General features: G+C 31.3%; 26 protein-coding genes. 13 read left to right on the forward strand and 13 right to left on the reverse strand.

Annotation, left to right across the window (positions count from 1 at the left end; translation table 11 throughout):
- Positions 1-31: 31 nt before the first annotated feature.
- The 6 genes from rpsA to arsB all read left to right on the forward strand — a co-directional run bounded on the left by rpsA (position 32) and on the right by arsB (position 4,988).
- Positions 32-1,798: a 30S ribosomal protein S1 gene (gene rpsA / locus GCU34_RS03150; RefSeq protein WP_072785903.1), complete on the forward strand. Its 1,767-nt coding sequence runs from the start codon at positions 32-34 to the stop codon at positions 1,796-1,798.
- A gap of 105 nt (positions 1,799-1,903) precedes the next feature.
- Entirely contained in the window at positions 1,904-2,227 is a 324-nt protein-coding gene (locus tag GCU34_RS03155) for an ArsR/SmtB family transcription factor (protein WP_072785904.1), read from the forward strand.
- Between the two features lie 18 nt (positions 2,228-2,245).
- The gene (locus GCU34_RS03160) at positions 2,246-2,722 is read left to right on the forward strand and encodes a DUF6428 family protein (RefSeq protein WP_072785906.1); all 477 of its coding nucleotides are present in this window, start codon (positions 2,246-2,248) and stop codon (positions 2,720-2,722) included.
- A 1-nt stretch (position 2,723) separates the two neighbouring features.
- Positions 2,724-3,341, forward strand: coding sequence for a class I SAM-dependent methyltransferase (locus tag GCU34_RS03165; protein WP_072785908.1), 618 nt, complete (start codon positions 2,724-2,726; stop codon positions 3,339-3,341).
- 1 nt (position 3,342) lies between these two features.
- Complete coding sequence (locus GCU34_RS03170) at positions 3,343-3,951, forward strand: arsenate-mycothiol transferase ArsC (protein ID WP_072785910.1); 609 nt, start codon at positions 3,343-3,345, stop codon at positions 3,949-3,951.
- On the forward strand, positions 3,948-4,988 hold the full coding sequence (gene arsB, locus GCU34_RS03175) for an ACR3 family arsenite efflux transporter (RefSeq protein ID WP_152378348.1): 1,041 nt from the start codon (positions 3,948-3,950) through the stop codon (positions 4,986-4,988). The genes GCU34_RS03170 and arsB overlap by 4 nt, the downstream gene beginning before the upstream one ends.
- Before the next feature lie 32 nt (positions 4,989-5,020).
- On the opposite strand, the gene GCU34_RS03180 is transcribed toward arsB, so the two are convergent.
- The 6 genes from GCU34_RS03180 to GCU34_RS03205 form a co-directional block, all read right to left on the reverse strand.
- Positions 5,021-6,754 carry an alpha/beta fold hydrolase gene (locus tag GCU34_RS03180; RefSeq protein ID WP_072785914.1) on the reverse strand — a complete coding sequence of 578 codons (1,734 nt, stop codon included), beginning with the start codon at positions 6,752-6,754 and terminating at the stop codon, positions 5,021-5,023.
- 107 nt (positions 6,755-6,861) lie between these two features.
- On the reverse strand, positions 6,862-7,122 hold the full coding sequence (locus tag GCU34_RS03185; protein WP_072785915.1) for a DUF6952 family protein: 261 nt from the start codon (positions 7,120-7,122) through the stop codon (positions 6,862-6,864).
- A gap of 87 nt (positions 7,123-7,209) precedes the next feature.
- A complete protein-coding gene (locus GCU34_RS03190) occupies positions 7,210-7,518 on the reverse strand; it encodes a thioredoxin family protein (protein ID WP_072785917.1) in 309 nt (102 codons plus the stop codon).
- Between the two features lie 79 nt (positions 7,519-7,597).
- On the reverse strand, positions 7,598-8,233 hold the full coding sequence (locus tag GCU34_RS03195) for a peroxiredoxin (RefSeq protein ID WP_072785919.1): 636 nt from the start codon (positions 8,231-8,233) through the stop codon (positions 7,598-7,600).
- A gap of 108 nt (positions 8,234-8,341) precedes the next feature.
- Positions 8,342-9,799: a Na+/H+ antiporter NhaC gene (gene nhaC / locus GCU34_RS03200; protein ID WP_072785921.1), complete on the reverse strand. Its 1,458-nt coding sequence runs from the start codon at positions 9,797-9,799 to the stop codon at positions 8,342-8,344.
- A 124-nt stretch (positions 9,800-9,923) separates the two neighbouring features.
- Positions 9,924-11,126 carry an aminotransferase class I/II-fold pyridoxal phosphate-dependent enzyme gene (locus GCU34_RS03205; RefSeq protein ID WP_072785922.1) on the reverse strand — a complete coding sequence of 401 codons (1,203 nt, stop codon included), beginning with the start codon at positions 11,124-11,126 and terminating at the stop codon, positions 9,924-9,926.
- Between the two features lie 162 nt (positions 11,127-11,288).
- Between GCU34_RS03205 and GCU34_RS03210 the strand changes: the two genes are divergently transcribed.
- The 6 genes from GCU34_RS03210 (at position 11,289) to GCU34_RS03235 (ending at position 18,744) form a co-directional block, all read left to right on the forward strand.
- Positions 11,289-11,750: an Lrp/AsnC family transcriptional regulator gene (locus GCU34_RS03210; RefSeq protein ID WP_072785924.1), complete on the forward strand. Its 462-nt coding sequence runs from the start codon at positions 11,289-11,291 to the stop codon at positions 11,748-11,750.
- 27 nt (positions 11,751-11,777) lie between these two features.
- Complete coding sequence (locus GCU34_RS03215) at positions 11,778-12,413, forward strand: carbonic anhydrase (RefSeq protein WP_072785926.1); 636 nt, start codon at positions 11,778-11,780, stop codon at positions 12,411-12,413.
- Between the two features lie 98 nt (positions 12,414-12,511).
- Positions 12,512-13,915: a dihydrolipoyl dehydrogenase gene (gene lpdA / locus GCU34_RS03220; protein ID WP_072785928.1), complete on the forward strand. Its 1,404-nt coding sequence runs from the start codon at positions 12,512-12,514 to the stop codon at positions 13,913-13,915.
- 75 nt (positions 13,916-13,990) lie between these two features.
- Positions 13,991-15,292: an anthranilate synthase component I family protein gene (locus tag GCU34_RS03225; RefSeq protein ID WP_072786018.1), complete on the forward strand. Its 1,302-nt coding sequence runs from the start codon at positions 13,991-13,993 to the stop codon at positions 15,290-15,292.
- Positions 15,293-15,422: 130 nt separating this feature from the next.
- Positions 15,423-16,697 carry a tRNA lysidine(34) synthetase TilS gene (gene tilS, locus GCU34_RS03230; RefSeq protein WP_227658722.1) on the forward strand — a complete coding sequence of 425 codons (1,275 nt, stop codon included), beginning with the start codon at positions 15,423-15,425 and terminating at the stop codon, positions 16,695-16,697.
- A gap of 4 nt (positions 16,698-16,701) precedes the next feature.
- Positions 16,702-18,744 (forward strand): protein-disulfide reductase DsbD family protein, encoded by a 2,043-nt coding sequence (locus GCU34_RS03235; RefSeq protein WP_072785931.1) that lies wholly within the window; start codon positions 16,702-16,704, stop codon positions 18,742-18,744.
- Positions 18,745-18,804: 60 nt separating this feature from the next.
- Here the strand turns inward: GCU34_RS03235 and GCU34_RS03240 are convergent, their stop codons facing one another.
- The 4 genes from GCU34_RS03240 to GCU34_RS03255 all read right to left on the reverse strand — a co-directional run bounded on the left by GCU34_RS03240 (position 18,805) and on the right by GCU34_RS03255 (position 21,064).
- Positions 18,805-19,005: a helix-turn-helix transcriptional regulator gene (locus GCU34_RS03240; protein WP_072785941.1), complete on the reverse strand. Its 201-nt coding sequence runs from the start codon at positions 19,003-19,005 to the stop codon at positions 18,805-18,807.
- On the reverse strand, positions 18,995-19,474 hold the full coding sequence (locus GCU34_RS03245; RefSeq protein ID WP_072785943.1) for a hypothetical protein: 480 nt from the start codon (positions 19,472-19,474) through the stop codon (positions 18,995-18,997). Before GCU34_RS03245 ends, GCU34_RS03240 begins: the two co-directional genes overlap by 11 nt.
- 80 nt (positions 19,475-19,554) lie before the next feature.
- On the reverse strand, positions 19,555-20,628 hold the full coding sequence (locus GCU34_RS03250) for an alanine/ornithine racemase family PLP-dependent enzyme (protein WP_072785945.1): 1,074 nt from the start codon (positions 20,626-20,628) through the stop codon (positions 19,555-19,557).
- Between the two features lies 1 nt (position 20,629).
- Positions 20,630-21,064, reverse strand: coding sequence for a GNAT family N-acetyltransferase (locus tag GCU34_RS03255; protein WP_072785947.1), 435 nt, complete (start codon positions 21,062-21,064; stop codon positions 20,630-20,632).
- Between the two features lie 226 nt (positions 21,065-21,290).
- Here GCU34_RS03255 and GCU34_RS03260 point away from each other — a divergent pair, with 226 nt between their 5' ends.
- Positions 21,291-22,826: a YifB family Mg chelatase-like AAA ATPase gene (locus tag GCU34_RS03260; RefSeq protein WP_072785949.1), complete on the forward strand. Its 1,536-nt coding sequence runs from the start codon at positions 21,291-21,293 to the stop codon at positions 22,824-22,826.
- A gap of 58 nt (positions 22,827-22,884) precedes the next feature.
- Here GCU34_RS03260 and GCU34_RS03265 read toward each other — a convergent pair whose 3' ends face one another.
- From GCU34_RS03265 to GCU34_RS03275, 3 genes are all read right to left on the reverse strand, one after another.
- Complete coding sequence (locus GCU34_RS03265) at positions 22,885-24,237, reverse strand: hydroxymethylglutaryl-CoA synthase family protein (protein ID WP_072785950.1); 1,353 nt, start codon at positions 24,235-24,237, stop codon at positions 22,885-22,887.
- Between the two features lie 145 nt (positions 24,238-24,382).
- Positions 24,383-25,240: a KPN_02809 family neutral zinc metallopeptidase gene (gene ypfJ / locus GCU34_RS03270; RefSeq protein ID WP_072785952.1), complete on the reverse strand. Its 858-nt coding sequence runs from the start codon at positions 25,238-25,240 to the stop codon at positions 24,383-24,385.
- A gap of 29 nt (positions 25,241-25,269) precedes the next feature.
- Entirely contained in the window at positions 25,270-26,637 is a 1,368-nt protein-coding gene (locus GCU34_RS03275) for a hypothetical protein (RefSeq protein WP_072785954.1), read from the reverse strand.
- Positions 26,638-26,646: the final 9 nt, after the last annotated feature.

Here is a 26,646-nt window from a genome sequence, read left to right on the forward strand (position 1 = left end):
AAGACACAGCATACAAATTATTTTAATCAGCATGGCTGAAATTAACAAAACACAAGAAGAGTTTTTAGCAAATTTTAACTGGCATAACTACGCAGAAGGTATTGATGCTGTTGATGAAAAAAACTTACAAGAGTTTGAAGATTTAGTAGCAAAAACATTCGTATCAACTGATGATCAAGAAGTTGTAGAAGGTTTAGTTGTACGTTTAACTGATAGAGACGCAATTGTTGATATCAATGCTAAATCTGAAGGTGTTATTTCTTTAAACGAATTTCGTTACAATCCCAACTTAAAAGTTGGTGATAAAGTAGAAGTTTTAATCGACGTTCGTGAAGATAGAACAGGACAATTAGTATTGTCTCACAAAAAAGCTAGAACAATCAAAGCATGGGATAGAGTTATCGCTGCTCACGATTCTGGTGAAATCGTAAACGGTTTCGTGAAATGTAGAACTAAAGGTGGTATGATCGTTGACGTATTCGGAATCGAAGCATTCTTACCAGGTTCTCAAATCGATGTTAAACCAATCCGCGATTACGATCAATACGTAAACAAAACTATGGAATTCAAAGTTGTTAAAATCAACCACGAATTCAAAAATGTTGTTGTTTCTCATAAAGCACTTATCGAGGCTGATATCGAAGAACAAAAGAAAGAAATCATTGGTCAATTAGAAAAAGGACAAGTATTAGAAGGAGTTGTAAAAAACATCACTTCTTATGGTGTGTTTATTGACTTAGGTGGTGTAGATGGTTTAATCCACATCACTGACTTATCTTGGTCTCGTATCAACCACCCAAGTGAAGTATTAGAATTAGATCAAAAATTAAACGTTGTTATCTTAGACTTTGATGATGAGAAAACTCGTATCCAATTAGGTTTAAAACAATTAAACGCTCATCCATGGGATGCTTTAGATGCTAACTTAGCTGTTGGAGATAAAGTAAAAGGTAAAGTAGTTGTTTTAGCTGATTACGGTGCTTTCATTGAAGTAGCTGACGGTGTTGAAGGTTTAATCCACGTTTCTGAAATGTCTTGGTCTACTCACTTAAGATCTGCTCAAGATTTCATGAAAATTGGTGACGAAGTAGAAGCGGTTATCTTAACTTTAGATAGAGATGAGCGTAAGATGTCTTTAGGTATCAAACAATTAACTCAAGATCCTTGGACTGATATTACTTCTAAATACCCTGTAGGTTCTCGTCACACAGGTACTGTAAGAAACTTTACTAACTTTGGTATCTTCGTAGAATTAGAAGAAGGTGTAGATGGTTTAGTATACATTTCTGACTTATCTTGGACTAAGAAAATCAAACACCCATCTGAATTTGTAAACGTAGGTGACAAAATGGATGTTGTAGTATTAGAGTTAGACGTAGAAGGTCGTAAATTATCTTTAGGTCACAAACAAACTACTGCTAACCCATGGGATAAACATGAAGATGCTTTCGCTGTTGGAACTATCCACAACGGAACAATCGGAGAAATGGTAGACAAAGGTGCTACTGTAGATTTCGGTGATGATGTTGTTGCATTTATTCCTTCACGTCATTTAGAAATGGAAGATGGTAAGAAATTGAAAAAAGGTGATACTGCTGATTTCAAAGTAATTGAGTTCAATAAAGAATTCAAAAGAGTAGTAGCATCTCATACAGCTATCTTCCGTGAAGAAGAAGAGAAAGTTGTTAAAGAAGCTGCAGCTTCAACTTCATCAAATAATAATGTTGAGAAATCAACTTTAGGTGATATTGATGCTTTAGCAGAATTAAAAGCTAAAATGGAAAAAGGAGGAAACTAATCTCTTTTTATCTTAATATTTTAAAGCCCTGAAATTTTCAGGGCTTTTTTATTTGTTATTTCATTCGTTTATCGTAATATTGCAATATAATAATTAAACAAAACTATGGGAGCATCAAAAGCCGATTTTTTTACTAAAGAACAAAACGATTTAGCGCTTTTGTTTAAAGCGATGTCACATCCTGCACGTATTGCAATCATACAGTATTTATTACATGTTGATAGTTGTATTTGTGGTGATATTGTAAACGAATTGCCATTGGCACAACCAACAGTTTCGCAGCATTTAAAAGAGCTTAAAAATGCAGGAATTATTCAAGGTAATATCGAAGGAACTGCAATTTGTTATTGTTTAAACTTGGAAACGATGCAAAAGATTCATTATTATTTTGGTGAAATTTCTCAGAAACTAGAAAATAAATGTTGTTAAACTAAAAAAAATAAAGAAATGAAACTGTCAGAAATTAAACAGGCTTTAAGTAGTCTAGAAACGATAGCTTTTAAATTGCCAAACGGAGAATTGGTTCAAAGTCATTTCCATGTGACCGAAGTTGGTAAAGTAACCAAACATTTTATCGATTGTGGTGGAACTATTCGTAATGAAGAAGTAGTGAATTTTCAACTTTGGGAAGCAAATGATTATGATCATCGTTTACATCCAGAAAAATTAATTCACATTATTGAATTATTTGAAAGTAAATTAGGAATTCCTGATTTAGAAATTGAAGTAGAATATCAAATGTCAGATACGATTGGTAAGTTTGATTTAGATTTTGACGGAAAAATTTTTCTGTTAACATCAAAATTAACCAATTGTATGGCTAAAGATAAATGTGGTATTCCAAATGAAAAGCCTAAAGTAAAAATAGGAGAGTGGAAACCAAACCAAACTTCTTGTTGTACACCAGATTCAGGTTGTTGTTAATATGGAAAACACCAAAAAACAACATTGGGAAACAGTTTTTACTACAAAAGCTGAAAACGAAGTGAGTTGGTTTCAAAAGCAACCTCAAACATCAATGCAGTTAATACAAGCTTGTAAAGTGGCTAAAAATGCTGCAATTATTGATATTGGTGGCGGAGATAGTTATTTGATAGATTCTTTACTCGATTTGGGTTATACCAATTTATTCCTGTTAGATATTTCGGAAGCTGCATTAGCGCGTGCAAAAAATAGACTTGGTGAGAAAGCCAAGAATGTTACGTTTATCGTTTCAGATAGTTTGGATTTTCAATCCGATGTAAAATTTGATGTTTGGCACGATAGAGCTTCGTTTCATTTTATTACAGATGAAAATGATTTTCAAAAGTATAAAACTAATGTTGTAAACGCTTTAAACTCTGGCGGACATTTTATTTTGGGAACTTTCTCAGAAGATGGACCAAAAAAATGCAGTGGTTTGGATATTACACAATATTCTGTTGAGAAGCTTGAAGCTATTTTTGAAGAAGATTTCGAATTAGAGAACTGCTTTACAGAAGATCACGAAACACCATTTGACACCACTCAAAATTTTATTTTCGCTCACTATATTAAAAAATAATATGTATTCTATTTTAAAACAAACAATAGAGAGTTTGGCTGATTTATCAGTTTCTGAAGAACGTAAAGAAGTCTTGAATCCTTTGATGGATTATATTCAAAGTAAAGTTACTAATCAAGAAGAAATTCGTTTGAATTTTATTTGCACTCATAATTCAAGAAGAAGTCATTTATCGCAAATATGGGCACAAACGATGGCATTTGAGTTCGGATTTAAAAACGTGTTTTGTTATTCTGGAGGAACAGAAGCTACTGCTATGTTTCCAAAAGTTGGTGAAACTTTAGTTAATCAAGGATTTCAAATTAAGAAATTAAGTCAAGAACAAAATCCAGTTTACGCAGTAAAATTTGATGAAAATCAGCATCCAATTGTTTGTTTTTCAAAAGCATATTTCGACGATTTTAATCCGAAAACTAATTTTGGAGCTATTATGACATGCAATAATGCTGATGAAGGTTGTCCGATGGTTTTTGGTGCAGAAGCCAGATTTCCAATCAAATACGATGATCCAAAGACATTTGATGGAACAGATTTAATGAACGAAAAATACGCAGAACGAAGTTTACAAATTGCGAGCGAAATGTTTTATGTGTTTTCTCAAATCAAATAATTAGAAATGAAAAAAGATTAGGATTTTTAGACCGCTATTTAACGATTTGGATTTTTTTAGCAATGTTAATTGGTGTTGGAATTGGTTATTTCATTCCAAATTCAGCTAATTTTATCAATTCTTTTTCATCAGGAACTACAAATGTTCCGTTGGCTTTAGGATTGATTTTGATGATGTATCCGCCATTAACAAAAATCGATTTTTCTAAAGTACCTCAAATGTTCAACCAGCCAAAGTTACTATCGGCTTCACTTTTTATTACTTGGATTGTTGGACCTTTTTTAATGTTTTTATTGGCAACTTTCTTTTTAAAAGAGTATCCAGAATACATGACAGGTTTAATTATTATTGGGATTGCGCCTTGTATTGCCATGGTAATTGTTTGGAATGAACTTGCAGAAGGAAATCGCGAATTAACAGCGGGTTTAATAGGGATTAACAGCTTACTTCAAGTATTTTTCTTCAGTTTATACGCTTATTTTTATTTGCATGTGATGCTTCCTTTATTTGGAATCAAAGGTTTAGAATTGAATATTACCATTACTGAAATAGCTAAAACGGTTGGTATTTATTTAGGAATTCCGTTCGCATTGGCTGTTGTAAGCCGATTTGCAATAAAAAAGTATTTAGGAGATAAGTTTTTCAATCAAAAATTTATTCCTTTTATTTCTCCAATTACGCTAATTGCATTGCTTTTTACTATAGTAATCATGTTCAGTTTAAAAGGCGAAATGATTGTTGATTTGCCAATGGATGTTGTTCGAATCGCTATTCCATTGGTTATTTTCTTTTCGATTATGTTTTTCTTAATGTTTTTTGTTGCGAAGAAAATTGGTGCCAATTATAGAGATACAGTTGCGTTATCATTTACTGCTTCGGGGAATAATTTTGAATTAGCAATTGCGGTTTCGATTGGTGTTTTTGGGATCAATAGCGGACAAGCCTTTGCAGGTGTTATTGGTCCGTTAGTAGAAGTTCCAGCTTTAATAGCTTTAGTAAATCTCGCCTTTTGGTTTAAAAAGAAATATTATAAATAAAAAAATGCTCTCAATTTTGAGAGCATTTTTTATTATTCTTTTATTATTCGAATTGTTTTCTGCGAAGACTTATCTTCTAATACAAAAAGGTAAACTCCTTTGGTGAGATTGGAAACATCAATTTGATGTTGTGTATTGTTTATATTCAAATTTTTAACAGCGACTAATTGTCCTAACGTATTGTAAATTTTAATTTGAGAAAGGGCAATGTTATCAAACGTAATTTTGTTTTTTACTGGATTTGGATAGTAACTGAAGTTTTCGAATGTATTTGAATTTGTACTTAAAACCGTATTTATCACAAATTGATAAGGTGTTTCATAATCAGTACTGGTTGGAGTAGTGCTTCTTAATTTTAAAAAATAGTCACCTGGCGCTAATGTTACTGTATTGCTTAAAGTAGCACCACTATTGTTTTGGATACTTCCAATTAAGTTTCCAGCACTATCTAGAAAAGAAGCTTGCATTTGACTTGTTACAATAGCACTCATATCTAAAGTGGCAATTATATTGTCAGTAACGGTAAATTTAAAATAATCGTCATCACCATCAGCTGAATTTTCTTGAACCGTAGTAAAACCATTATAAACAGTATTAATGTCAATTCCGAAGGCCAATTCTTTAAAGTTAGGTTCATCTAAGCCTTGCATAATTTGATATAATCGTCCAGTTAAAGCGGTATGAACTTCAATACCAATCGCTGTATAGTAGAAATATTTAGCGGGGAATTGTAAGTTAGTTAAGTAATTGTTCATTTTTGCAGAAGTTTCAGTAACTACTCCGTCTGTAGTATCGCCATTTACTTTTCCAACCACATTGGTAAAATCAATTAAATTATCAATAGTTTTTTGATTTAACCCTACAATATTATCTCCAATTGTTCCATTACAATTTACATCGATATTCCAATAATCATCACCCCATAAATGTTCGTTCATGTTGTTAGAGTCGTTAATTTCGGATTCACCAAAAAGATAACGGCCTTGATCTCCACTGTAATAATAAGTGGTCTTTAAATCTCGTAACGCTTCCGAATGTGTTTCCATTCCAATAATCCATCCTAAGCCAATGTCACTAGCATTACTACCTCCGTGCGGAGTCCCTAAAGTTAAAAGTTTAGCAATATGATGCTGACTGTCTGCTTGCCAGTTATAACTATTTTGAATGTATTCGCGAGAAGCTAATCCGCCCATACTATGACCGACTAAAATTACTTTGTCTTTTCCAGTAAGCTCTAAAACACGTTCAACAGCTCTTTTTACAGCTGCACCTTGTTTAACAATAGCCGATTGATTACTATAAACACTTGATCCGATTGAACCGTCTGGATCAACATCGTAATTTACATAATAGTAATCACCATTTTGCATTAATGTTGTTTCAAAAGCGGCAATATCTGCACCTGAGGTAGGATAAAAATTAGTATTGGCTAAAGCATCGTTATTGTCGGCATTTAAACAGAAATCAAAACGACCACCAAAAGTGAAACCATATTGCGAATCCAGGTAATTGGATGTAGTATTCCAAGTTTCTGAACTCGAATTTAATCCGTGAATGAAAATAATAGGATAGGGCAGTTTGTTGGTAATTACAGCATTTTTTGCCTCATAACTAACCGGCATTTTCATGTTGAAAATACTATCACCAATTGCGCCAACAGATTCAAAACTTGTTGGCCTCGATTTTAATTGGAAATTTTCTTGTGCAATAGAAACACTTATATTGAAAACGAAAATGGTACTTACTAGTAGGGTAATTTTATTCATAATCGCATTAAATCTTGTTATTTTTTACGCAATTTAAAAATAAAATGTTAAAAAACTAATTTTCACAAAAAAAAGTTTAAAAAAACTCTCTAAATAGAGAGTTTTGCTTATTCTTTATCTATTGAACCTAAAACACGCTGCATAAAGTTATTTAAAGCGGTTTTTTTATCAACTCCTTCTTTTATTGCTTTATTTACTTCTAAAGCTCCGTACATATTCGAAATCAATTCGCCTATTACATCTAACTCTTCGTCTTTTAAAGAAGAAACTTCAGTTAAATTTTCTAAAACTTCAATAGCTTCAACTAAGTAATCTTGGTCGTTATCTTCAATAAACTGAGTTAATTGTTTAATTACAGGTAATTTCATGTTTTTAAAGTTTATAGTTTGCTGTTAGTGGTTTAGGGTTAAAATAAATTTTTAAATAACCATAAACTATGAACAAAAAACCATTAATTAAATTACTTCACTAACTAATTCAGTTAAAACTTCTAATTTATTAGTTTGAGTTTGGTTAACCAATTCTCCATTTTTGAAAGCAGCGAAAGTTGGTAAATTATCCACTTTAGCTAATTTTCTAGATTCTGGAAATTTTTCTGCATCCACTACTAAGAATGGTACGTTTTCATTTTCAGAAGCTAATTTTTTGAATTTTGGTTTCATAATACGGCAATTTCCACACCATGAAGCTGAAAATTGAACCAATACAATATCGTTTGACTTTACAATTTCTTGTAAATTATCTTGTTCTATTTCTTGAAACATATTTTTGAAATTTTAATTAGACAATAAATCAATGTGCCAATAATTGTCTTATCGACACATTGAAAATTGACATATTATATTAGTGAGAAGCTAAATAAGCTGCAGTACTTTTTCTATCTGCGTTCATTGCATCTTTACCTTCTTCCCAGTTTGCAGGACAAACTTCACCTTTAGTTTGAACGTGAGTGTAAGCATCAATTAATCTTAAGTACTCGTTTACGTTTCTTCCTAATGGCATATCGTTTACACTTTCGTGGAAGATTTTACCTTCTTCGTCAATTAAGTAAGTTGCACGGAAAGTAACGTTAGATCCTTCAAGAATTTCTTCTCCTAAGTTTTCATCAAAAACCCACTCAGCATCTAAAATGTCTAAAGCTGCAGATAAGTTTCTTGTTGTATCAGCTAATAAAGGATAAGTTACACCTTCAATACCACCATTATCTTTTGCAGTATTTAACCAAGCAAAGTGAACTTCGTTTGTATCACAAGAAGCTCCAATTACTGTTGTGTTTCTTTTTTCAAATTCACCTAAAGCAGCTTGAAAAGCATGTAATTCTGTTGGACAAACAAAAGTGAAGTCTTTTGGATACCAAAATAATAATACTTTTTTCTTGTTATTTACTGCTTCTTCTAAAACGTTGATTCTTAAGTTATCTCCCATTTCAGAGATAGCGTCAACTGTAATGTTTGGGAATTTTTTTCCTACTAATGCCATGATTTTAAATATTAAAATGTTAATTATTTTTCTATGGCAAAATTACAAATAAATAAACCATAACTAAGGTTGAGTTATGGTTTATTTTTATTTCTCTATAAGATTTATCTATTCGTTAACATTGTCAATAATTTGACGTATTTTAATGTTAAATGCCGCATAAATTAATGTCATAAACGGACTAATAATGTTGAAGAAAGCATAAGGTAAATAGTCAAAAGTACTAACGCCAAGCGCTCCCGATTGATACGCTCCACAAGTATTCCAAGGAATTAAAACAGAAGTTACCGTTCCTGAGTCTTCTAATGTTCTACTTAAGTTTTCAGGAGCTAAACCACGGTCTTTATATGCTTTTGCAAACATTTTTCCAGGAACAACAATTGCTAAATACTGATCTGAAGCTGTAATGTTTAAAGCTAAACAACTTCCTACTGTTGAAGCAAATAAACCTAAAGTAGAGTGTGCCAATTTTAATAATGTTTGACTGATTCTAGCTAATGCTCCGATAGCATCCATAATTCCACCAAAAACCATTGCGCAAAGAATTAACCAAATGGTTCCTAACATTTTTTGCATTCCTCCAGATTTAAATAAATCCTTTAAAGTTTCATTTTCTGTTGGTATAATAGATTCAATTGTAATAGCATTCATTATACCTTTATATCCTGAAATAAAGTTTAGTTCTTTTGCGCCAGACAACATTAAAATAATTTCTGGTTGAAAAATTAAAGCAAAAATAGCACCTAGTAATGTACCAACTAACAATGCAATTAAAGGCTCAGTCTTTTTAACGATTAAACCAATAACAATAACTGGAACTAAAAATAGCCAAGGAGAAATATTAAAAGCTTTTTGAATGTCTTCTAATAAAGCTGCTGTGTTTGCTGTTCCATGAGTTTCAACTGTTAAACCTAAAATAATAAAAATAATTAATGTTATTACATAAGTAGGAACTGTTGTTAAAGTCATGTATTTAATATGAGTGAATAAATCGGTTCCTGCCATTGCAGGCGCAAGATTCGTTGTGTCAGACATTGGTGATAATTTGTCTCCAAAGTAAGCACCTGAAATTACTGCACCAGCTACCATACCTAAATCAAATCCTAAAGCACCACCAATTCCTATTAAAGCAATACCCACAGTTGCAGAAGTTGTCCAAGAACTACCAGTTGCAATTGAAATAACCGAACATATAATTAAAGTTGCTGGTAAAAATATAGCTGGACTTAAAATTTGTAATCCATAATAGATCATTGAAGGAATAATTCCGCTTACTAACCAAGTTCCGGCTAAAGAACCTACCATTAATAATATTAAAATTGCTCCTGCTGTAGACTTGATATTTTCAGCAACTTCATCGAGCATTTTTTTATAAGAAACTTTATTAAAAAATCCTACAATAGCGGCTACTGCAGCTCCAAGTAATAAAACAAATTGATTACTTCCACCTAAGGCTTCATCTCCAAAAACAAAAACATTGAATGCAAGCATTCCAATTAGTGCAAATACGGGTATTAAGGCTTCGAAAATATTTAATTCTTTATTTCTGTGAATTTTTGTACTCATAAATGGTTTTTAAATTTAACGCAATATAGGAATTTGAAAAAGAATAAACAATTTGTTATTTTTTCAAAAAAGAAACCGATCCAATAGTAGTTGAATCGGTTTTTATAAATTTAAATTATTTTTATTATAAAATGTTTAATTCTTGCATACATTGCTTCATCATTTGATAAGTTCTTTCAATATCATTGTCTAAACCTATCGACAGGCGAATCAAACCATCGGTTAATCCCATTTCAATTTGTTCTTCCATTGGGATTTCAGAAGAGGTTGAAGTTCCAGGTGCACTAAATAATGTTTTATAGAAACCTAAACTTACAGCCAAGTAACCTAAATTTCTTTCTTGCATTAATTCCATTAAAGCATTTGCTTTTTCTAGTGAACCAACATCAATTGTCATCATTCCACCAAAACCATATTCTTTATTAATCATTGAAGAATAAATTTTATTACTAGGATGACTTTCTAATCCTGGATAAACCACTTTTAATCCATCTTTTTCAAATTTTTCTGCTAAATAATTAGCATTAAAACTATGTTGTTTTATTCTAATATGTAGTGTGCGCAAGTTTTTTAAAATACTCGCCGCTCTTAAACTGTCCATTGTAGGTCCTAAAAGCATGCTTGCTCCATCATTTACATTACGTAAATCATCAATAAACTGTTGAGTTCCACAAACAACACCACCTACAGTATCACTACTACCATTAATAAACTTTGTTAAACTGTGAATAATAACATCTGCACCTAGTTTTCCAGGAGCTACCGAAAGAGGAGAAAACGTATTGTCAACAACAAGTTTTAAGTTATGTTTTTTAGCAATTTTAGCCAAACTTTCAATGTCGGCAACTTCTAATAATGGATTACTCACAGTTTCGCAATATAAAACTTTAGTATTTGGAGTAATTGCAGCTTCTACAACGTCTAATTTAGTAATATCAACAAAAGTTGTTTGAATGTTAAATTTTGGAGCAAAGTTTTTTAAGAAAGCATAAGTTCCGCCATAAATTGTTCTACTTGAAACCACATGGTCGCCAGCGCCACATAATTGCATAATTACAGGTGTAATGGCTCCCATTCCAGATGCAGCAACATTTGCAGCTTCGGTTCCTTCCATTGCTGCTAATGCTTGACCCAAATATAGATTTGATGGAGAAGAATGACGTGAATATAAATAGCACCCTTCTGCATTTCCTTCAAATGTATCAAACATTGTTTTTGCAGAAAGGAATGTATAAGTAGAACTATCTGAAATTGATGGATTAACGCCACCAAATTCTCCAAAGTATTGTAAATCTTGGATTTTATCAGCTGGATTGAATTGACTCATAAGTAATTGATTTGTTGAATTATAAAGCAAATTTTAAAAAATACAATTAATTTTTCAACTGATTTAATAAAATATGGTTTTTAAAACTAAAAAAACACTTGTAAGTAGAACTATATTCTTTTTAATTTGTAATTTTGTGCTTGTAATAAAATTTATTTCAAAATGAAGTTAGATGTTATAGATAAAAGACTACTTGAATTACTTCAAGCGGATACTAAAAAAACTACTAAGGAACTGTCAGATAAATTAAACCTTTCGGTTACTGCAGTTTATGAAAGAATAAAGAAATTAGAACGTGAAGGCGTTATCGATAAATATGTAGCGATAATTGACAAGTCAAAGATACAGAAAAATTTTGTTGTTTTTTGTCATGTTAAATTAGCTCAACATAATATAGACTTAATAAAGCATTTTGAAAAAGAAATTCTAAAATTAGATGAGGTTTTAGAATGCTATCACGTGAGTGGTGATTATGATTATATTTTGAAAATTTTTGTTCAAGATATGGAAGAGTACCGCGAATTTATGGTTACTAAATTAACAACTATAAAAGACATTGGTAGTACACATAGTACTTTTATGATTGGAGAAGTAAAGTATTCAACTGCATTTAAGTTAACATAAGAAATAATTATTTAAAAATATAAAAGCATGAATTTATATCAAGAAGTATTCGAAAAAAATAAAGCATGGATTGAAAGACAAAAAGCCACAGATGCTGATTTCTTTCAACATTTATCTGAAGGGCAATCACCAGAGGTTTTATACATAGGTTGTAGCGATAGTCGTGTTACAGCAGAAGACATGACAGGAATGAAACCAGGAGAAATGTTTGTGCACAGAAATATTGCAAATTTAGTTCCTAATAACGATAATAACTCAGCATCGGTTATTGAATATGCAATTGGTCATTTAAATGTTAAGCATGTTGTGGTTTGCGGACACTATTTTTGTGGTGGAGTAAAAGCAGCTATGCAAGCACAAGATTTAGGAATTTTAAATCCTTGGTTAAGAAATATTAGAGATGTTTTTCGTTTGCACAGCAAAGAATTGAATGCAATTGAAGATGAAGATGCTCGCTATAATCGTTTAGTAGAACTAAATGTTGAAGAACAATGTATTAATGTTATTAAAACAGCAATTTTCCAAAAACACTATAATGCTGATAACACGCCAACTATTCACGGATGGGTTTTCGATATTAAAACAGGAAAATTAATAGATTTAAACTTTAATTATGAAGAAAAATTAAAATCTATACAAGAAATTTACAATCTTGGTAAATAACATTAATTTTAAATAAAAGCCAATCTTTAATTCTTTTAAAAATTGTACTTTTGTTTTCAATAAATAATTAAAGTAACTACTAAAAAAATAAAGTCAAAATGAGTCAATTTGATGTAACCATTATTGGTTCTGGGCCAGGCGGATATGTTTCAGCAATTCGTTGTGCTCAATTAGGTTTCAAAACAGCTATTATTGAAAAATATTCAACCCTTGGAGGTACATGTTTAAATGTAGGATGTATTCCTTCAAAAGCGTTATTAGCATCTTCACATCATTATGAAGAATTACAACACTTTGCAGATCATGGAATTGAAGTTTCTGGTGATGTGAAAGTGAATCTTCAAAAAATGATTGACAGAAAACAAGCAGTTGTGGATCAAACTTCAGGTGGTGTAAAATATTTAATGGATAAAAATAAAGTTGCTGTTTTTGAAGGTGTAGGTTCTTTCGAAAGTGCAACTTCTGTAAAAGTTACTAAAAATGACGGAAGTTCTGAAGTAATTGAATCAAAATATATTATAGTTGCTACAGGTTCAAAACCTTCATCATTACCATTTATTTCAATTGATAAAGAAAGAATTATTACTTCTACTGAAGCTTTAAAATTACCAGAAGTTCCAAAGCACTTAGTAATCATTGGTGGAGGAGTTATAGGAATTGAGTTAGGTCAAGTGTATTTACGTTTGGGAGCTCAAGTTTCTGTTGTAGAATATATGGACAGAATTATTCCTGGAATGGACGGTGCTTTATCAAAAGAATTGACTAAAGTATTGAAAAAACAAGGAATGAAATTCTATACTTCGCATAAAGTAAAAGAAGTAACTAGAAACGGAAACGCTGTTACGGTAAAAGCTGATGACGCAAAAGGTAATGAAATTGCATTAGAAGGAGATTACTGTTTAGTTGCTGTTGGACGTCGTCCTTACACCGATGGATTAAATGCTGAAAAAGCAGGAGTTCAAATAAACGAAAGAGGTCAAGTTGTAGTTAACGATCATTTACAAACAACGGCTTCAAATGTTTATGCAATCGGAGACGTAATTCGCGGAGCAATGTTAGCGCATAAAGCAGAAGAAGAAGGAGTTTTAGTCGCTGAATACTTAGCAGGTCAAAAACCGCATATCGATTATAACTTAATTCCGGGTGTAGTTTATACTTGGCCAGAAGTTGCAGCTGTAGGTAAAACAGAGGAGCAATTAAAAGCAGATGGTGTAGCTTATAAATCAGGAAGTTTCCCTTTCAAAGCTTTAGGAAGAGCTAGAGCTGGTGGCGATATCGACGGATTTGTAAAAATTTTAGCGGATTCTAAAACAGACGAAGTGTTAGGAGTTCACATGATTGGTGCTCGTTGCGCCGATTTAATTGCAGAAGCAGTTACGGCTATGGAATTTAGAGCAAGTGCAGAAGATATTTCAAGAATGTCGCACGCGCATCCAACATTTGCTGAAGCTATTAAAGAAGCAGCATTAGCGGCTACAGACAATAGAGCATTACACGTTTAAAAAAAACATTATATATGAGAAGTCCGCTATATGCGGACTTTTTTTATTGTATTTTTGAATTTTTAAATGCGATTTGTGAGAACTTCACTATTAAAACACATACAAAATACTAACGATTTTAAAACAAAACTACTTCATTGGGCGAACCAATTTAGAGAAGTGGTTGTTTTAGATTCAAATAATTACGAACAGCAATATTCAAATTATGATTTTGTGGTTGCTGTTGAAGCTTTTACATCTATTCAAACGGATTATCAAAATGCTTTTGATGATTTATATCAATATCAATCGGTTACTAAAGATTGGTTGTTTGGCTATTTATCATATGATTTAAAGAATGATATTGAAAAATTACAATCTAATAATTTTGATGGTTTACATTTTCCGGATTTGTTTTTCTTCCAACCTAAAAAGTTGTTTCTATTTAAAGAAAATGTATTAGAAATTCAATATTTACATTTTGTTGACGACGAAATCGAATATGATTTTAATGAAATAGTAAGTCAAAAGTCAAAAGTCAAAAGTCAAAAGTCAACTATAACTATTCACCAACAAATTTCTAAAGAAAAGTATTTAGAAAAAGTCCAAAAAATGTTGGATTACATTCATCGTGGCGATATCTACGAAGCTAACTTTTGTATGGAATTTTATGCTGATGAAGTAAAGATTAATCCTTTAGAAATTTATCAAAAACTAAACGAAATTTCAGAACCTCCATTTGCAGTTTATTTTAAAAATAACAAACGATATTTATTGTCAGCTTCACCAGAGCGTTATTTAAAAAAAGAAGGAAATAAAGTTATTTCCCAACCTATAAAAGGAACCGCTAGGCGTAGTTTTGACCTAGAACAAGATGAGCAATTGAAGATTGAGCTAGAACAAAACGAAAAAGAACGTTCTGAAAATATTATGATTGTTGATTTGGTTCGAAATGATTTATCACAAACCGCTTCAAAAGGAAGTGTTGAGGTAGAAGAACTTTGTAAAGTTTATACTTTTAAACAAGTTCACCAAATGATTTCTACAATAGCTTCAAATGTTGAAAATTCTATCTCGCCAATTGAGGTTATTCGTTCCACTTTCCCAATGGGAAGCATGACTGGAGCTCCGAAGATTTCCGCTATGAAAATTATTGAAGAATTGGAAGAAACAAGAAGAGGCTTGTACAGTGGTGCAGTTGGTTATTTTACTCCAACTGGCGATTTCGATTTCAATGTTGTAATTCGTAGCATTTTATACAATGCTGAAAATAAGTATGTATCTTTTTCTGTAGGAAGTGCCATTACTTCAAAATCGATTCCTGAAAATGAATATGAAGAATGTTTAATTAAAGCCAAAGCAATGTTTGAGGTTTTAAATTCAGAAATTAGAAGTTAGAAATTAGATTTTTAGACTTGAAAAATATTTAAATTATCTTTGTTTTCAAAATTGTCCCCTTGAGGGGGACTTTAGGGGTGTAAAAAATAACATAAATAGTTTGTTAAACCAATTCCAAAACCATATTCAATTGCAATTTCCTTTCTTAAAAGAAAGTAAATTTTTTATTGCTGTTAGCGGTGGAATTGACAGTATGGTTTTAGTTGATTTATTTAGAAAGTCGAATTATAAATTTTCTATTCTTCATTGTAATTTCCAATTAAGAGGAGAAGAAAGTGAGGCTGAAACTCAATTTTTAAGAAATTTTTGTCGAGCAAACCAAATTTATTACAGTATCCGTTATTTTGAAACGGAACAATATGCTAAAGAGCAAAAGCTTTCTACTCAATTAGCAGCGAGAGAGTTGCGTTACAATTGGTTTCAAGAAAAGCTAAATCAAAATAATTTTCAATATTTACTAACGGCACATCACGCCGATGATAATTTGGAGACATTTTTAATCAATTTAAGTCGTGGAACGGGTTTAGAAGGGTTAACCGGAATTCCTGCACAAAACGATTACATTATTCGTCCGTTATTGTCATTTTCTCGTGACGAAATTTTAGCTTACGCTGAAGAAAATGAATTGTTTTGGAAAGAAGATAGTAGCAACGCTTCCTATAAATATTTACGAAATAAAATCCGTCGCCAAATTGTTCCGATTCTAAAAGAATTACACCCAACATTTTTAGAGAACTTTCAAAAAACGCAAGAATTTTTAAATGAAAGCCAAGCTTTAATTGAAGATGAAGTCAATTTGAAATATAATGATGTTGTCCAAGAAGATGAAAACAAAAAAGTAATTTCAATAGAAAAATTGCTAAAACTTCAAAACTGGAAAACCTATTTGTATCATTGGTTAAAACCATACAAATTTACTGCTTGGAATGATATTTATGATTTGGTGAACGCAACTTCAGGAAAACAAATTTTTTCGGAAGAATTTATTTTGTTGAAAGATAGAACCTCATTATTGCTTTTTGAAAAAACAGATAATTTTGAGAGTTACTTTCTTAACGAAGATGAAAATACTCTTAAAGTTCCCTTAAAAATTACGAAAAGTAAAGTAGATAACATTTCTAATCCAAGTAAGCATGTTATTTTTGTGGATGAAGATAAGTTGAGTTTTCCTTTGGAAATTAGAAAATGGAATGCAGGCGATGTTTTTTATCCAAGTGGAATGCAAGGAAAGAAAAAACTAAGCAAGTTTTATAAGGATGAAAAATATTCACTTTTCGACAAAGAAAATCAATGGCTTTTATGTTCCAATAATGAAATTGTTTGGGTTATAGGAAAAAGAGCCGATGAACGATTTATAGCAACAGAAACAACACACAACATTATAAAAATACAATTAGAAGATTAAACAAATGAAAAAAATATTCCTTTTTGCCTCATTACTTTTATCGTTAGTAATACATGCTCAAATTTTAGATCCAGTACAGTGGAAAACTTCGGTAAAGCAATTATCGAATAATGAGTTCGAATTGGTAATGAATGCTACTATCGATAACGAGTGGCATATGTATTCTCAATTTACACCAGAAGGAGGAGTTTTACCAACAGAGTTTACTTATAAAAATCAAAAAGGAAATTATAGTTTAGTGGGAAAGACAGTTGAAAGTCCCTACAAAAAAGTATTTAATGATATTTTTGAAGTCGACGAATATTTCTTTGCTCATAATGCCACATTTACTCAGAAAGTAAAAGTTACTAATACGAGTTTAAAAGAAATTAAAGTTGATTTGTTTTACCAAGTTTGTAAAGAGCAATGTATTACTCAAGATAAATCGTTCACATTTAAACTTCCAGTAATTAAGTCAGAAGCTGTAAAAGAATTAGCTTCAACTGAAAATGTAACTGAAGTTGTAACTTCAGTTATGGACACAGTTTCTGAAGAGAAAATTGTTTTAGGAACTGATACTATTACTGAAAAAGAAATAACTAAAGATGAGGTTGTAACAGCAGAACATGTAGAGCAAAAAGCAGAAGAAAGAAGCTTCTTATCAATTTTTATTTTTGCATTTCTGGGTGGTTTTGCAGCGTTATTAACACCATGTGTTTTCCCAATGATTCCCATGACGGTAAGCTTTTTTACAAAGCAAAGTAAAACAAAAGCAGAAGGAAAGAAAAACGCAATTATTTACGGTGTTTCTATTATTTTAATTTACGTTTTATTAGGTTCATTAGTAACAGGAATTTTTGGAGCCGATTCATTAAATGCATTATCTACCAATGTTTGGTTCAACATTATTTTCTTTATCATTTTAGTAGTTTTTGCTTCTTCTTTTTTAGGAGCATTCGAAATTGTGTTACCAAATTCTTGGGCAAATAAAGTTGACCGTCAAGCGGATAGAGGCGGAATAATTGGAATTTTATTTATGGCATTAGCTTTAGCTATTGTTTCATTTTCTTGTACTGGACCAATTGTAGGAACTTTATTAGTAGAAGCAGCTTCTAAAGGAGGAATTGCTCCAATAATTGGGATGTTAGGTTTTTCATCAGCATTAGCTTTACCATTCATGTTATTTGCAATGTTCCCAGGTTGGATGAATTCGTTACCAAAATCGGGTGGATGGTTAAATACAGTTAAAGTTTCATTAGGATTTTTAGAATTAGCGTTAGCATTTAAATTTTTATCAAATGCCGATTTAGTTTCGCAATCTCATTGGTTAGAAAGAGAATTATTTTTAGCAATTTGGATTGCAATTTTCGGAGCTTGGGCAGTTTATTTATTCGGAAAATTAACGTTACCACACGATAGTCCACTTACACATTTATCAGTTGGTAGAATATATATGGCAATTTTAGTCACAATTTTTACTGTTTATTTAATTCCAGGTTTATGGGGTGCTCCATTAAAATTAATTTCTGGGTTTCCACCGCCAATGACTTATAGCGAAAGTCCTTATGGAATAGGAGGGAATGGTTCGTCTGTTCAAACAAATGTCGAATTACCTGAACATGCACATTTAGGCCCACAAGGAATTATTGCTTTTGAAGATTATGAAGAAGGTTTGGCATATGCTAAAAAAGTAAACAAACCTGCTTTAGTAGATTTTACAGGAGATGCTTGTGTAAACTGTCGTAAAATGGAAGAAAACGTTTGGTCTAAACCGGAAATTTTGAATATCCTTAAAAATGAAGTGGTTTTAATTTCGCTAGTTTGCGATAGAAGAATTGAATTACCAAAAGAAGAACAATATGTTTCAAAAGAAACAGGAAAAGAAATCAAAACTATTGGTAATAAATGGAGTGATTTTCAAATTACACGTTATAAAAGTAATGCACAACCTTTATATATTATACAAGATACTGAAGGAAAAGATTTAAATATTCCTGTTGGTTATACACCAGATGCAGAAGAATACAAAGCTTGGTTAGAGAGTGGAATAAACAAGTTTAAAAAGTAAATATTGTCATTCTGAATTTTTTCAGAATCTTAAAATCCCAATCGCAAGATTGGGATTTTTTTATTCATTTTCTTCAAGTTCAAAAATTTCTTCAACAGGTTTTTCAAAAAAGCGTGCTAATTTTAATGCTAGCAAGGTAGAGGGAACGTATTTACCCTTTTCCATGGCATTAATCGTTTGGCGGCTCACTTCAATTTGATTTGCTAATTCTTCTTGCGAAATATTCTTAATAGCTCGCAAAACTTTGAGATTATTCTTCATCGATGCTAGCTTTATTAAGTTTGTAAATCATATAATGAAAACGTATTATAAAAAATAACAGTAACGTAAATAGATTATGAATTAAAACATTCATATAGGAAATTCCGTAAATGAAAATGGTAAAGAATAGTATAAGTCCGTAATTTAAATAAGTTGACCAAACTAAACTTTCATATCTAATTTTCGATATCATTTCATCTTCCGTTTTCATTTTTGAAAATCCTACAAATAAACCACCAACAATTGTTGTAATAGTTAATATTTCATCTAATATTCCATTAGTTATTACTTTTAAAAATGTTTGTTTACCCATAAACTCATCTGCATAAATAGCAAATACTTTTACTTGTAAATAATCGTCAATTGATATTCGTGAAAGCGATAAACTTATTACAAGAACAATACTAGGAACAAATAATAACCAACCAATTACTTTAAATTGATTTGGAAAAAGAAAATGTGTTTTCATAAGAATTGAATTAAAATACAATTCAAATGTAAAGTGTATTTTACATATTGACAAATAAAATTTACAAAATGTAAAATAATTTACTCAAAAACCTTTTCAATATAATCTGAATTTAAAAGATATAAAGCACCCATATATTGTAAGTTAAAAGAAACTAAGTCTCCCACTTTATAATTACTTTTTGAGTTACTAATATCAATAACAGTCATATCCGAACTCGAATCTATAATATTAATAGAATCATCGGTTGATGATAAATATTGAGGTTGCATATCGAGTAAACCAAAATCTAAAATAGCACGTAAAGAAGTTTCGCTTAAATCGGTATCATCATTTATTTCATAAGTATTTCCTGCAACATTTTCACCTAATTCGCCTGTTGGATTGTTAGGTTTTTCAGTAATTTCAATAATTTCAGCATAAAGCTTAAAAACATCGTTATGCATTCCTTCAATAGTTTCTCCAGTAAATAAATCTTTACCAAAAAACAAAGCTTCACCAATTCTAAAATGATTTACTGCCATAGGACGTGCATTTTTTAATAGTAAAGGAATTGCTACAGAAGTTCCTCCAGAAACAAATGGAATTTCAACATTAAATTTAGCTTCAATTAATTGTTTGTATAAACTCAACTGAATTAATTTATCTTGTGTAGGCATCACACCACTTAAACAATTCAAATTGGTTCCAATACCGCTAATTTCAATATTTGGTAAACTAAATACTTCTTTATAAAAATTGATTAATTCTTCACCTAACACACCTTCACGTAAATCGCCCATCTCAATCATAATAACGATTTTGTGTGTTTTATTTTGCTTTTTTGCTTCTTCAGAAAGCATTTTAATTGTGTAAATTTCGGTATTGAAACTTACGTCCGCAAAAGCTATTATTTTTGAAATATTTCTTTTCGAAGGCGGTTTAATATAAACGGTTTGTACTTCGGGATTTATCTTTTTTAACTTTTTTAAATTACTAATTCTAGAATCATGAATTTCCATAATTCCGAGTTCCATAATTTCTTTTAAATAGATAGTGTTTCCGCAAAGTAATTTGGATACAATTCCCCAATGAATATTACGTTCTCTAAAAAGTGAATTTAAAAAATTGAAATTATGGCGAAGTTTTTCTCTATGTAAAGTTATAAATGCCATCTTATTTAGTTAAACGCATTTCTAAATACTTGTTTGTAAAGCCAAGGCTTTCATATAGTTTTTTGGCAGGATTATCTGGTTCAACGTGCAAAGCAATATTTCCTTCAACACTTTCAATTGCTTTTTGCATTAGTTTTTTACCAAATCCTTTTCCTCTTTGAGAATTATCGACAGCAATGTAAACCAATATGTTTTCAGGAATATAACCATCCATGCCAGTTTTATTAAGGATTACAATCCCAACAATTTTTTCATTTTCTGTACCAATGATAATTTTTCCTCCTTTGTTTGGATTCACAACATAATCAATACACTTTTTGATGTCTTTTTTTTCGTCTCCATACTGTTCTAAATGAGTAAAAAGGAAATTAATAATATTCTCTTCCGAATATAAGTGGGTCATTTCATCAGTAGAATCAATAAGGGTAAATACCATAAATAAAAATTTGTATCGCAATAGAATTACGACGATTAATACAATAAACCATAATGGATTTTCCAAAAGGCATCAGCTAGGCTGATAATAATGAGATAGATAATCTCGGGCTGTCTGAACTAGACAAAAAATCAAATAACTGCTGCAAATTTAAGAATTTATACAACGAATTAAAAACTTTTCTATATTTGTACCATTATAAGCCATTAATTAAAATATATTCGCCATGTTAGTTAAAGTATTTGGAAGCGCCGTTTTCGGTGTTGACGCTACTACTATTACAGTAGAAGTAAATTGTGATAAAGGAATTGGCTACCACTTGGTAGGTTTACCAGATTCCGCGATTAAAGAAAGCAGTTATCGAATTGCTGCAGCTCTCAAAAATATAGGTTACCAACTTCCCGGAAAAAAAATTACAATTAATATGGCTCCTGCCGATTTACGCAAAGAAGGTTCAGCGTATGACGCTACTATTGCCATTGGAATTTTAATTGCTTCTTCACAAATAAAAGCCGACAATTTTGCCAATTATATTATTATGGGCGAATTATCGCTTGATGGAACTTTGCAACCTATAAAAGGAGCTTTATCGATTGCAATTAAAGCACAAGAAGAAGGATTTAAAGGTATATTTCTACCAAAAGATAATGTAAAAGAAGCCGCAATTGTTGAAGGTTTAGACGTTTACGGAATTACAAGACTCAACGAAATTATTGATTTTTTTGAAGAAAAAATTGTTTTACAACCCGAAAAGTTAGATACTGAGAAAGAATTTGGTGATGTACTAGATTTTCCAGAATTTGATTTTGCTGAGGTTAAAAGTCAAGAATCTATAAAAAGATGTATGGAAATCGCGGCAGCTGGCGGGCACAATATAATTTTAATTGGTCCTCCTGGTTCAGGGAAGACTATGTTAGCCAAAAGAATGCCGAGTATATTGCCTCCTATGACTATGAAAGAAGCTTTGGAAACAACTAAAATACATTCAGTAGCCGGAAAAACAAAAGATGTAGGTTTAATGCGAGGCAGACCTTTTAGAAGTCCACATCATACAGCGAGTTCTGTTTCGCTTGTTGGAGGTGGAAGTTACCCACAACCAGGAGAAATTTCGTTAGCGCATAATGGTGTTTTATTTTTGGATGAATTACCCGAATTTAAACGAGAAGTTTTAGAAGTTATGCGTCAACCTTTAGAAGATAGAGAAGTTACTATCTCTAGAGCCAAGTTTACAATTACATATCCATCTTCGTTTATGTTAGTTGCAAGTATGAACCCAAGTCCGAGTGGATATTTTAATGATCCTAATGCTCCAATGAGTTCTTCTCCATTAGAAATGCAACGCTATCTTAATAAAATTTCGGGACCATTGTTAGATAGAATTGATATTCATATTGAAGTAAATCCAGTTCCGTTTGAGAAGTTAAGTGATAAAGGAACAGCCGAATCGAGTATAGAGATTAGAAAAAGAGTAACTCATGCCAGAGCTTTACAAACAAAACGTTTTGAAAGTTTCCAAAACATTAATTATAACGCTCAAATGACGAGTAAACACATTAGACAGTTTTGTGCTTTGAATGATGATTCTTTAAGTTTACTTAAAAATGCGATGGAACGATTAAATTTATCGGCGCGAGCATACGATAGAATTTTAAAAGTTTCGAGAACTATTGCCGATTTAGAATTTTCTGATGCAATACAATCACATCATATTGCAGAAGCTATTCAATATAGAAGTTTAGATAGAGATGGATGGTTATCATAAAAAAAAAGCTGGTTTTTTAAACCAGCTTTTTTCTAACCAAAATGTACAAAACAGAAAACTATTTTCTTTTGTAATATCGTGCTCCTAAAAGTGTAGCAGTTGTATTTTCTATAAAATCTAATACAAACTCATTTTCAGGTTCTATTATAGAATTTTTAAGTTCTTTTTTATGTAGCTTTTCATAAGTTTCAAAATCAATGGCTACACGATTTTCAAGAATATTGAAAAGATCTGTTTTTTCAATTGTTTTTTTCCAATCCTCTTGAACAGTTCCTTCAAATACTTTTGATTTTGATCCACTTCCGTAAGCAATAAAACCAACTTTATGCTGTGCTATATTTCTATCGTTTTTTAAGGCAAAATAAAGAGCAGATAATAATCCTAGGAAAATGGAACCAGTATAAATGTTTCCAATGTTTCCAGATGCAACTTCTGCTGGATATAATTTTTTGGTAACAAATTCTAAGTATTCTGGAGATTTACTTAAAGCTCGTGTTTTTTCTTTTAGATTTTCGCCTTCTTGTTGATCTAATAAATCAGGGTTTTCTTCTGTGAAAATTTCGATAAAAGTTCTTCTTCCTTGGTAACAATAAGGTAAATGCATTAGAATTAATTCCCATTCATTTGAAAGATTTTTTTGCTGATTACTTTCAACTTTAAAATGTTGGTAAGCTTCTTTAATTCTATTTATGTAACATTCGTTTGAATATTGACCATCAAAAACGGGTTGTTCTTTAACAATTGATATTTCTGATTCTAAAATTCCAAACCATTCTGGATTATCTTTACCAGCAGTAATTAATTCTTTTGAAATAGTTTGTTTTGGTTTAAAGAAATCGAAAACACCTTCAGTTGAAACACCAACTGTTTGATCTATTGTCATTACTTTAGGATTTGAACTCAATAGCATGGCAATAGCACCAGCTCCTTGAGTATATTCCCCAGTCGAATTTAAATCGTATTTTGCGTTATCAGTAGTAACTACAATTGCTTTTTTATTTGGGTTTAATCGGATAAAATCTAAACAATTATGAAAAGCATCAACTCCGCCAATACAAGCAAAAGTCATGTCTACAACATCGCAATTTCGAAGTTTTCCGTTACCAAATTCTGTTTCTAAAATAGAAACTAAATAAGAAGCAATGGGTTTAGAATTGTCTAATCCGCTTTCGGTTCCAACATAAATTCTTGCAATTTCTTCTAGTTGTATATTTTCTTGTTGAATAAGTTTATAAACAGCATTAGCCGCTAAAGTTATAACGTCTTGATGTACATCTAAAAAACTCATATTAAGTAAACCTAAACCTTTTTCAAGTTTAGCAGGTTCTATATTTCGAGCCGTTGCTAAATCTTTTATAGGTAAAAATATTTTTGGTACATCAAACTGTATGGCTTCAATTCCTACGCGCATTTTAAAAATAAAAAAGTGAACTCAAATTTACATTGAATCCACTTTATATAAAATCGTTTTGAATCGATTTATGATTATTTTAAAAAAAGGAATTAAAAATTATACAATTCAAAATCTAAATCGTTTTAATTTTTAATATTGCTAATTATAGCTCTTCAGAAAAGGTATCGTGGTTTCTAATATCGCCAGTTTTGTAACCTTTCATGAACCATTTCATCCTTTGTTCTGATGAACCATGAGTAAAAGAGTCGGGAACAACATGACCTTGCATTTTACTTTGAATAGCGTCGTCACCCACAGCGTGTGCGGCACTTAATGCTTCTTCAATATCACCTTCTTCTAAATATTTGTTGTTGTAATGTGCAAATAAACCTCCATAAAAATCCGCTTGTAATTCTAAACAAACGCTAAGTTTATTAGCATCTGCTTCAGATTTGCCTTGTTGAAGTTGTCTCACTTTTGCTGAGGTTCCTAAAAGAGTTTGTACATGGTGACCTACTTCATGTGCAATTACATAAGCAATTGCAAAATCGCCACCTTTTGCTCCAAATCTATTTTTTAATTCTTCGAAGAAAGTTAAATCCATGTACACTTTTTTATCAGCAGGGCAGTAGAACGGACCTGAAGCAGAACTAGCGCCACCACAAGCAGTTTCTACACTTCCAGAAAATAAAACCATTTTAGGTTTCTCGTAAACACCTAAATTATTTTCTTGAAATATTTTGGTCCAAATGTCTTCTGTATCTGCTAAAACCGTTGCGGCAAATTCGCCCATTGATTTTTCTTCAGCTGTAAGTTCTCTTTCTTGAACCTGCTCGGTTTGTTGACCTTGATTAAATTGTTCTAAAACGGGAGCCAAATTTTGTCCAGTTTCTCCACCAAATAATTGTAATAATAATATTATAATTCCGAGAGCTCCACCGCCGACGATTGCTTTGCCTCCTGTTGACATTCCTCTTCGATCTTCAACATTATCACTTTGTCTTCTACCTTGCCATTTCATAATTTAAAAATTTAATATTTACTAATGTATTAAATTCCGACTCTAAAACCAAGATAAAAGTCGGCTTGAGTAGAATCATTAATTAAAGCCGTAACAATAGAACCAGAACCCATATAGAATCCGCCTAATCTAAATCCAAAACCTGTCGTAAAATCAGATACTTCGTTTTTAGTAAACGGAACATAGATTTCATAATGTTTACCAGAAAATCTAGGAGTTAAAGTAAGTACATTTTGAATCGTTGTAAAATCGTTTTCAGAATCGTCATTTAATTTTTGTTGTATGTATGCAGAAACATACCATTTACTTGCCAATTGATAATCAGCATAAATATTTATAACTGTTGGTAATTTAATTCTAAAATCTTTTTGACCATCAGTTTTTGTTAAATAGCCGCTATCTAATAAAACTTGTTCGATATCTGTAATACTTTCTGAACCATCAAATTGATTTAAATTTAAAGATTCTCCTTGTGAAGCATCAATATTTAAATTATAGTTTGTAGAAACATTGTTATTATCTTTAAATGTCATGGTTCCAATATTTCTAACTGAAAGTCCAAGATTTAATTTATAATCTGTTGTAGGAGAAGCATTCTCGTTTACTTCTTCATCGTAACGTTTTTGTTTCCATTGGTAATTTACACCAATATCTGCGCCTACACCATTAAGTCCACCAGCAAAGAATTTACTGTAGTTTGAAGCATCATTATAATTGTTTGCTAAACTTCCAGAATAAGCAATATTAACTTGAGCTGTAGCATTCGTTAAATTAACATTTCCCAATACATTGGTAACATCTCCTTCTAAATTAGAAACACCTAAATTCATGAATGATCCAGGAAATAATAATTTAAATGTTGCACCTGCACTAAATTTATGCGTATTGTTATCGAATAAATTTCTAGAGGCCGATAACCCTATTTCTCCCCAAGAGGCAGCATTCATTCTTTGGTTATAATGAGTGTTAATATGATCTACTCCAACAAAACTATTAGTTAAAGCTTTTCCAAAATTTACATCAACATCAATTGCGTTTGCTTTAACGTAAGCTGTTGAATTTAAACCAAAAGCCCATTTTTTATATTTCATTGCAAAAGCAGGTCCATATATAACCGCATCTAACCTCATATTTGCAGGCTCATTTCCAGAGAAAAATTTATCGTCAATGTTTTCTCCTTTCATTATTTCTTGAAAAGTTATCTTATTATTTGAGACAATTGTACTTACATTAAATATACTTATTTCATAAGTATTTGTCATGTTAATTAACTCAGCAGGGTTTACCGTACTGTTTAAAATTCCAACTCTTTTAGAAGTATTAATTCCGCTGAAATGATCTTGCGAATAACTAACAAAAGTTATTACGCTACTTAATAATAAAAGACTTTTTTTCATAGTTGTTGT

It is taken from the genome of Flavobacterium haoranii (assembly GCF_009363055.1).
Lineage (GTDB): Bacteria > Bacteroidota > Bacteroidia > Flavobacteriales > Flavobacteriaceae > Flavobacterium > Flavobacterium haoranii.

Bases quoted from the DNA above. Each gene is read 5' to 3' on its own strand.
- nhaC (WP_072785921.1), bottom strand. From the start codon at position 9,799: ATGAGTACAAAAATTCACAGAAATAAAGAATTAAATATTTTCGAAGCC.
- ypfJ (WP_072785952.1), bottom strand. From the start codon at position 25,240: ATGAAATGGCAAGGTAGAAGACAAAGTGATAATGTTGAAGATCGAAGA.
- GCU34_RS03165 (WP_072785908.1), top strand. From the start codon at position 2,724: ATGGAAAACACCAAAAAACAACATTGGGAAACAGTTTTTACTACAAAA.
- GCU34_RS03195 (WP_072785919.1), bottom strand. From the start codon at position 8,233: ATGGCATTAGTAGGAAAAAAATTCCCAAACATTACAGTTGACGCTATC.
- GCU34_RS03240 (WP_072785941.1), bottom strand. From the start codon at position 19,005: ATGAAGAATAATCTCAAAGTTTTGCGAGCTATTAAGAATATTTCGCAA.
- GCU34_RS03265 (WP_072785950.1), bottom strand. From the start codon at position 24,237: ATGCGCGTAGGAATTGAAGCCATACAGTTTGATGTACCAAAAATATTT.
- GCU34_RS03160 (WP_072785906.1), top strand. From the start codon at position 2,246: ATGAAACTGTCAGAAATTAAACAGGCTTTAAGTAGTCTAGAAACGATA.
- GCU34_RS03250 (WP_072785945.1), bottom strand. From the start codon at position 20,628: ATGGCATTTATAACTTTACATAGAGAAAAACTTCGCCATAATTTCAAT.
- GCU34_RS03180 (WP_072785914.1), bottom strand. From the start codon at position 6,754: ATGAATAAAATTACCCTACTAGTAAGTACCATTTTCGTTTTCAATATA.
- GCU34_RS03260 (WP_072785949.1), top strand. From the start codon at position 21,291: ATGTTAGTTAAAGTATTTGGAAGCGCCGTTTTCGGTGTTGACGCTACT.
- GCU34_RS03235 (WP_072785931.1), top strand. From the start codon at position 16,702: ATGAAAAAAATATTCCTTTTTGCCTCATTACTTTTATCGTTAGTAATA.
- GCU34_RS03245 (WP_072785943.1), bottom strand. From the start codon at position 19,474: ATGAAAACACATTTTCTTTTTCCAAATCAATTTAAAGTAATTGGTTGG.
- GCU34_RS03205 (WP_072785922.1), bottom strand. From the start codon at position 11,126: ATGAGTCAATTCAATCCAGCTGATAAAATCCAAGATTTACAATACTTT.
- rpsA (WP_072785903.1), top strand. From the start codon at position 32: ATGGCTGAAATTAACAAAACACAAGAAGAGTTTTTAGCAAATTTTAAC.
- GCU34_RS03275 (WP_072785954.1), bottom strand. From the start codon at position 26,637: ATGAAAAAAAGTCTTTTATTATTAAGTAGCGTAATAACTTTTGTTAGT.
- lpdA (WP_072785928.1), top strand. From the start codon at position 12,512: ATGAGTCAATTTGATGTAACCATTATTGGTTCTGGGCCAGGCGGATAT.
- GCU34_RS03215 (WP_072785926.1), top strand. From the start codon at position 11,778: ATGAATTTATATCAAGAAGTATTCGAAAAAAATAAAGCATGGATTGAA.
- GCU34_RS03185 (WP_072785915.1), bottom strand. From the start codon at position 7,122: ATGAAATTACCTGTAATTAAACAATTAACTCAGTTTATTGAAGATAAC.
- GCU34_RS03170 (WP_072785910.1), top strand. From the start codon at position 3,343: ATGTATTCTATTTTAAAACAAACAATAGAGAGTTTGGCTGATTTATCA.
- GCU34_RS03155 (WP_072785904.1), top strand. From the start codon at position 1,904: ATGGGAGCATCAAAAGCCGATTTTTTTACTAAAGAACAAAACGATTTA.
- GCU34_RS03255 (WP_072785947.1), bottom strand. From the start codon at position 21,064: ATGGTATTTACCCTTATTGATTCTACTGATGAAATGACCCACTTATAT.
- GCU34_RS03190 (WP_072785917.1), bottom strand. From the start codon at position 7,518: ATGTTTCAAGAAATAGAACAAGATAATTTACAAGAAATTGTAAAGTCA.
- GCU34_RS03210 (WP_072785924.1), top strand. From the start codon at position 11,289: ATGAAGTTAGATGTTATAGATAAAAGACTACTTGAATTACTTCAAGCG.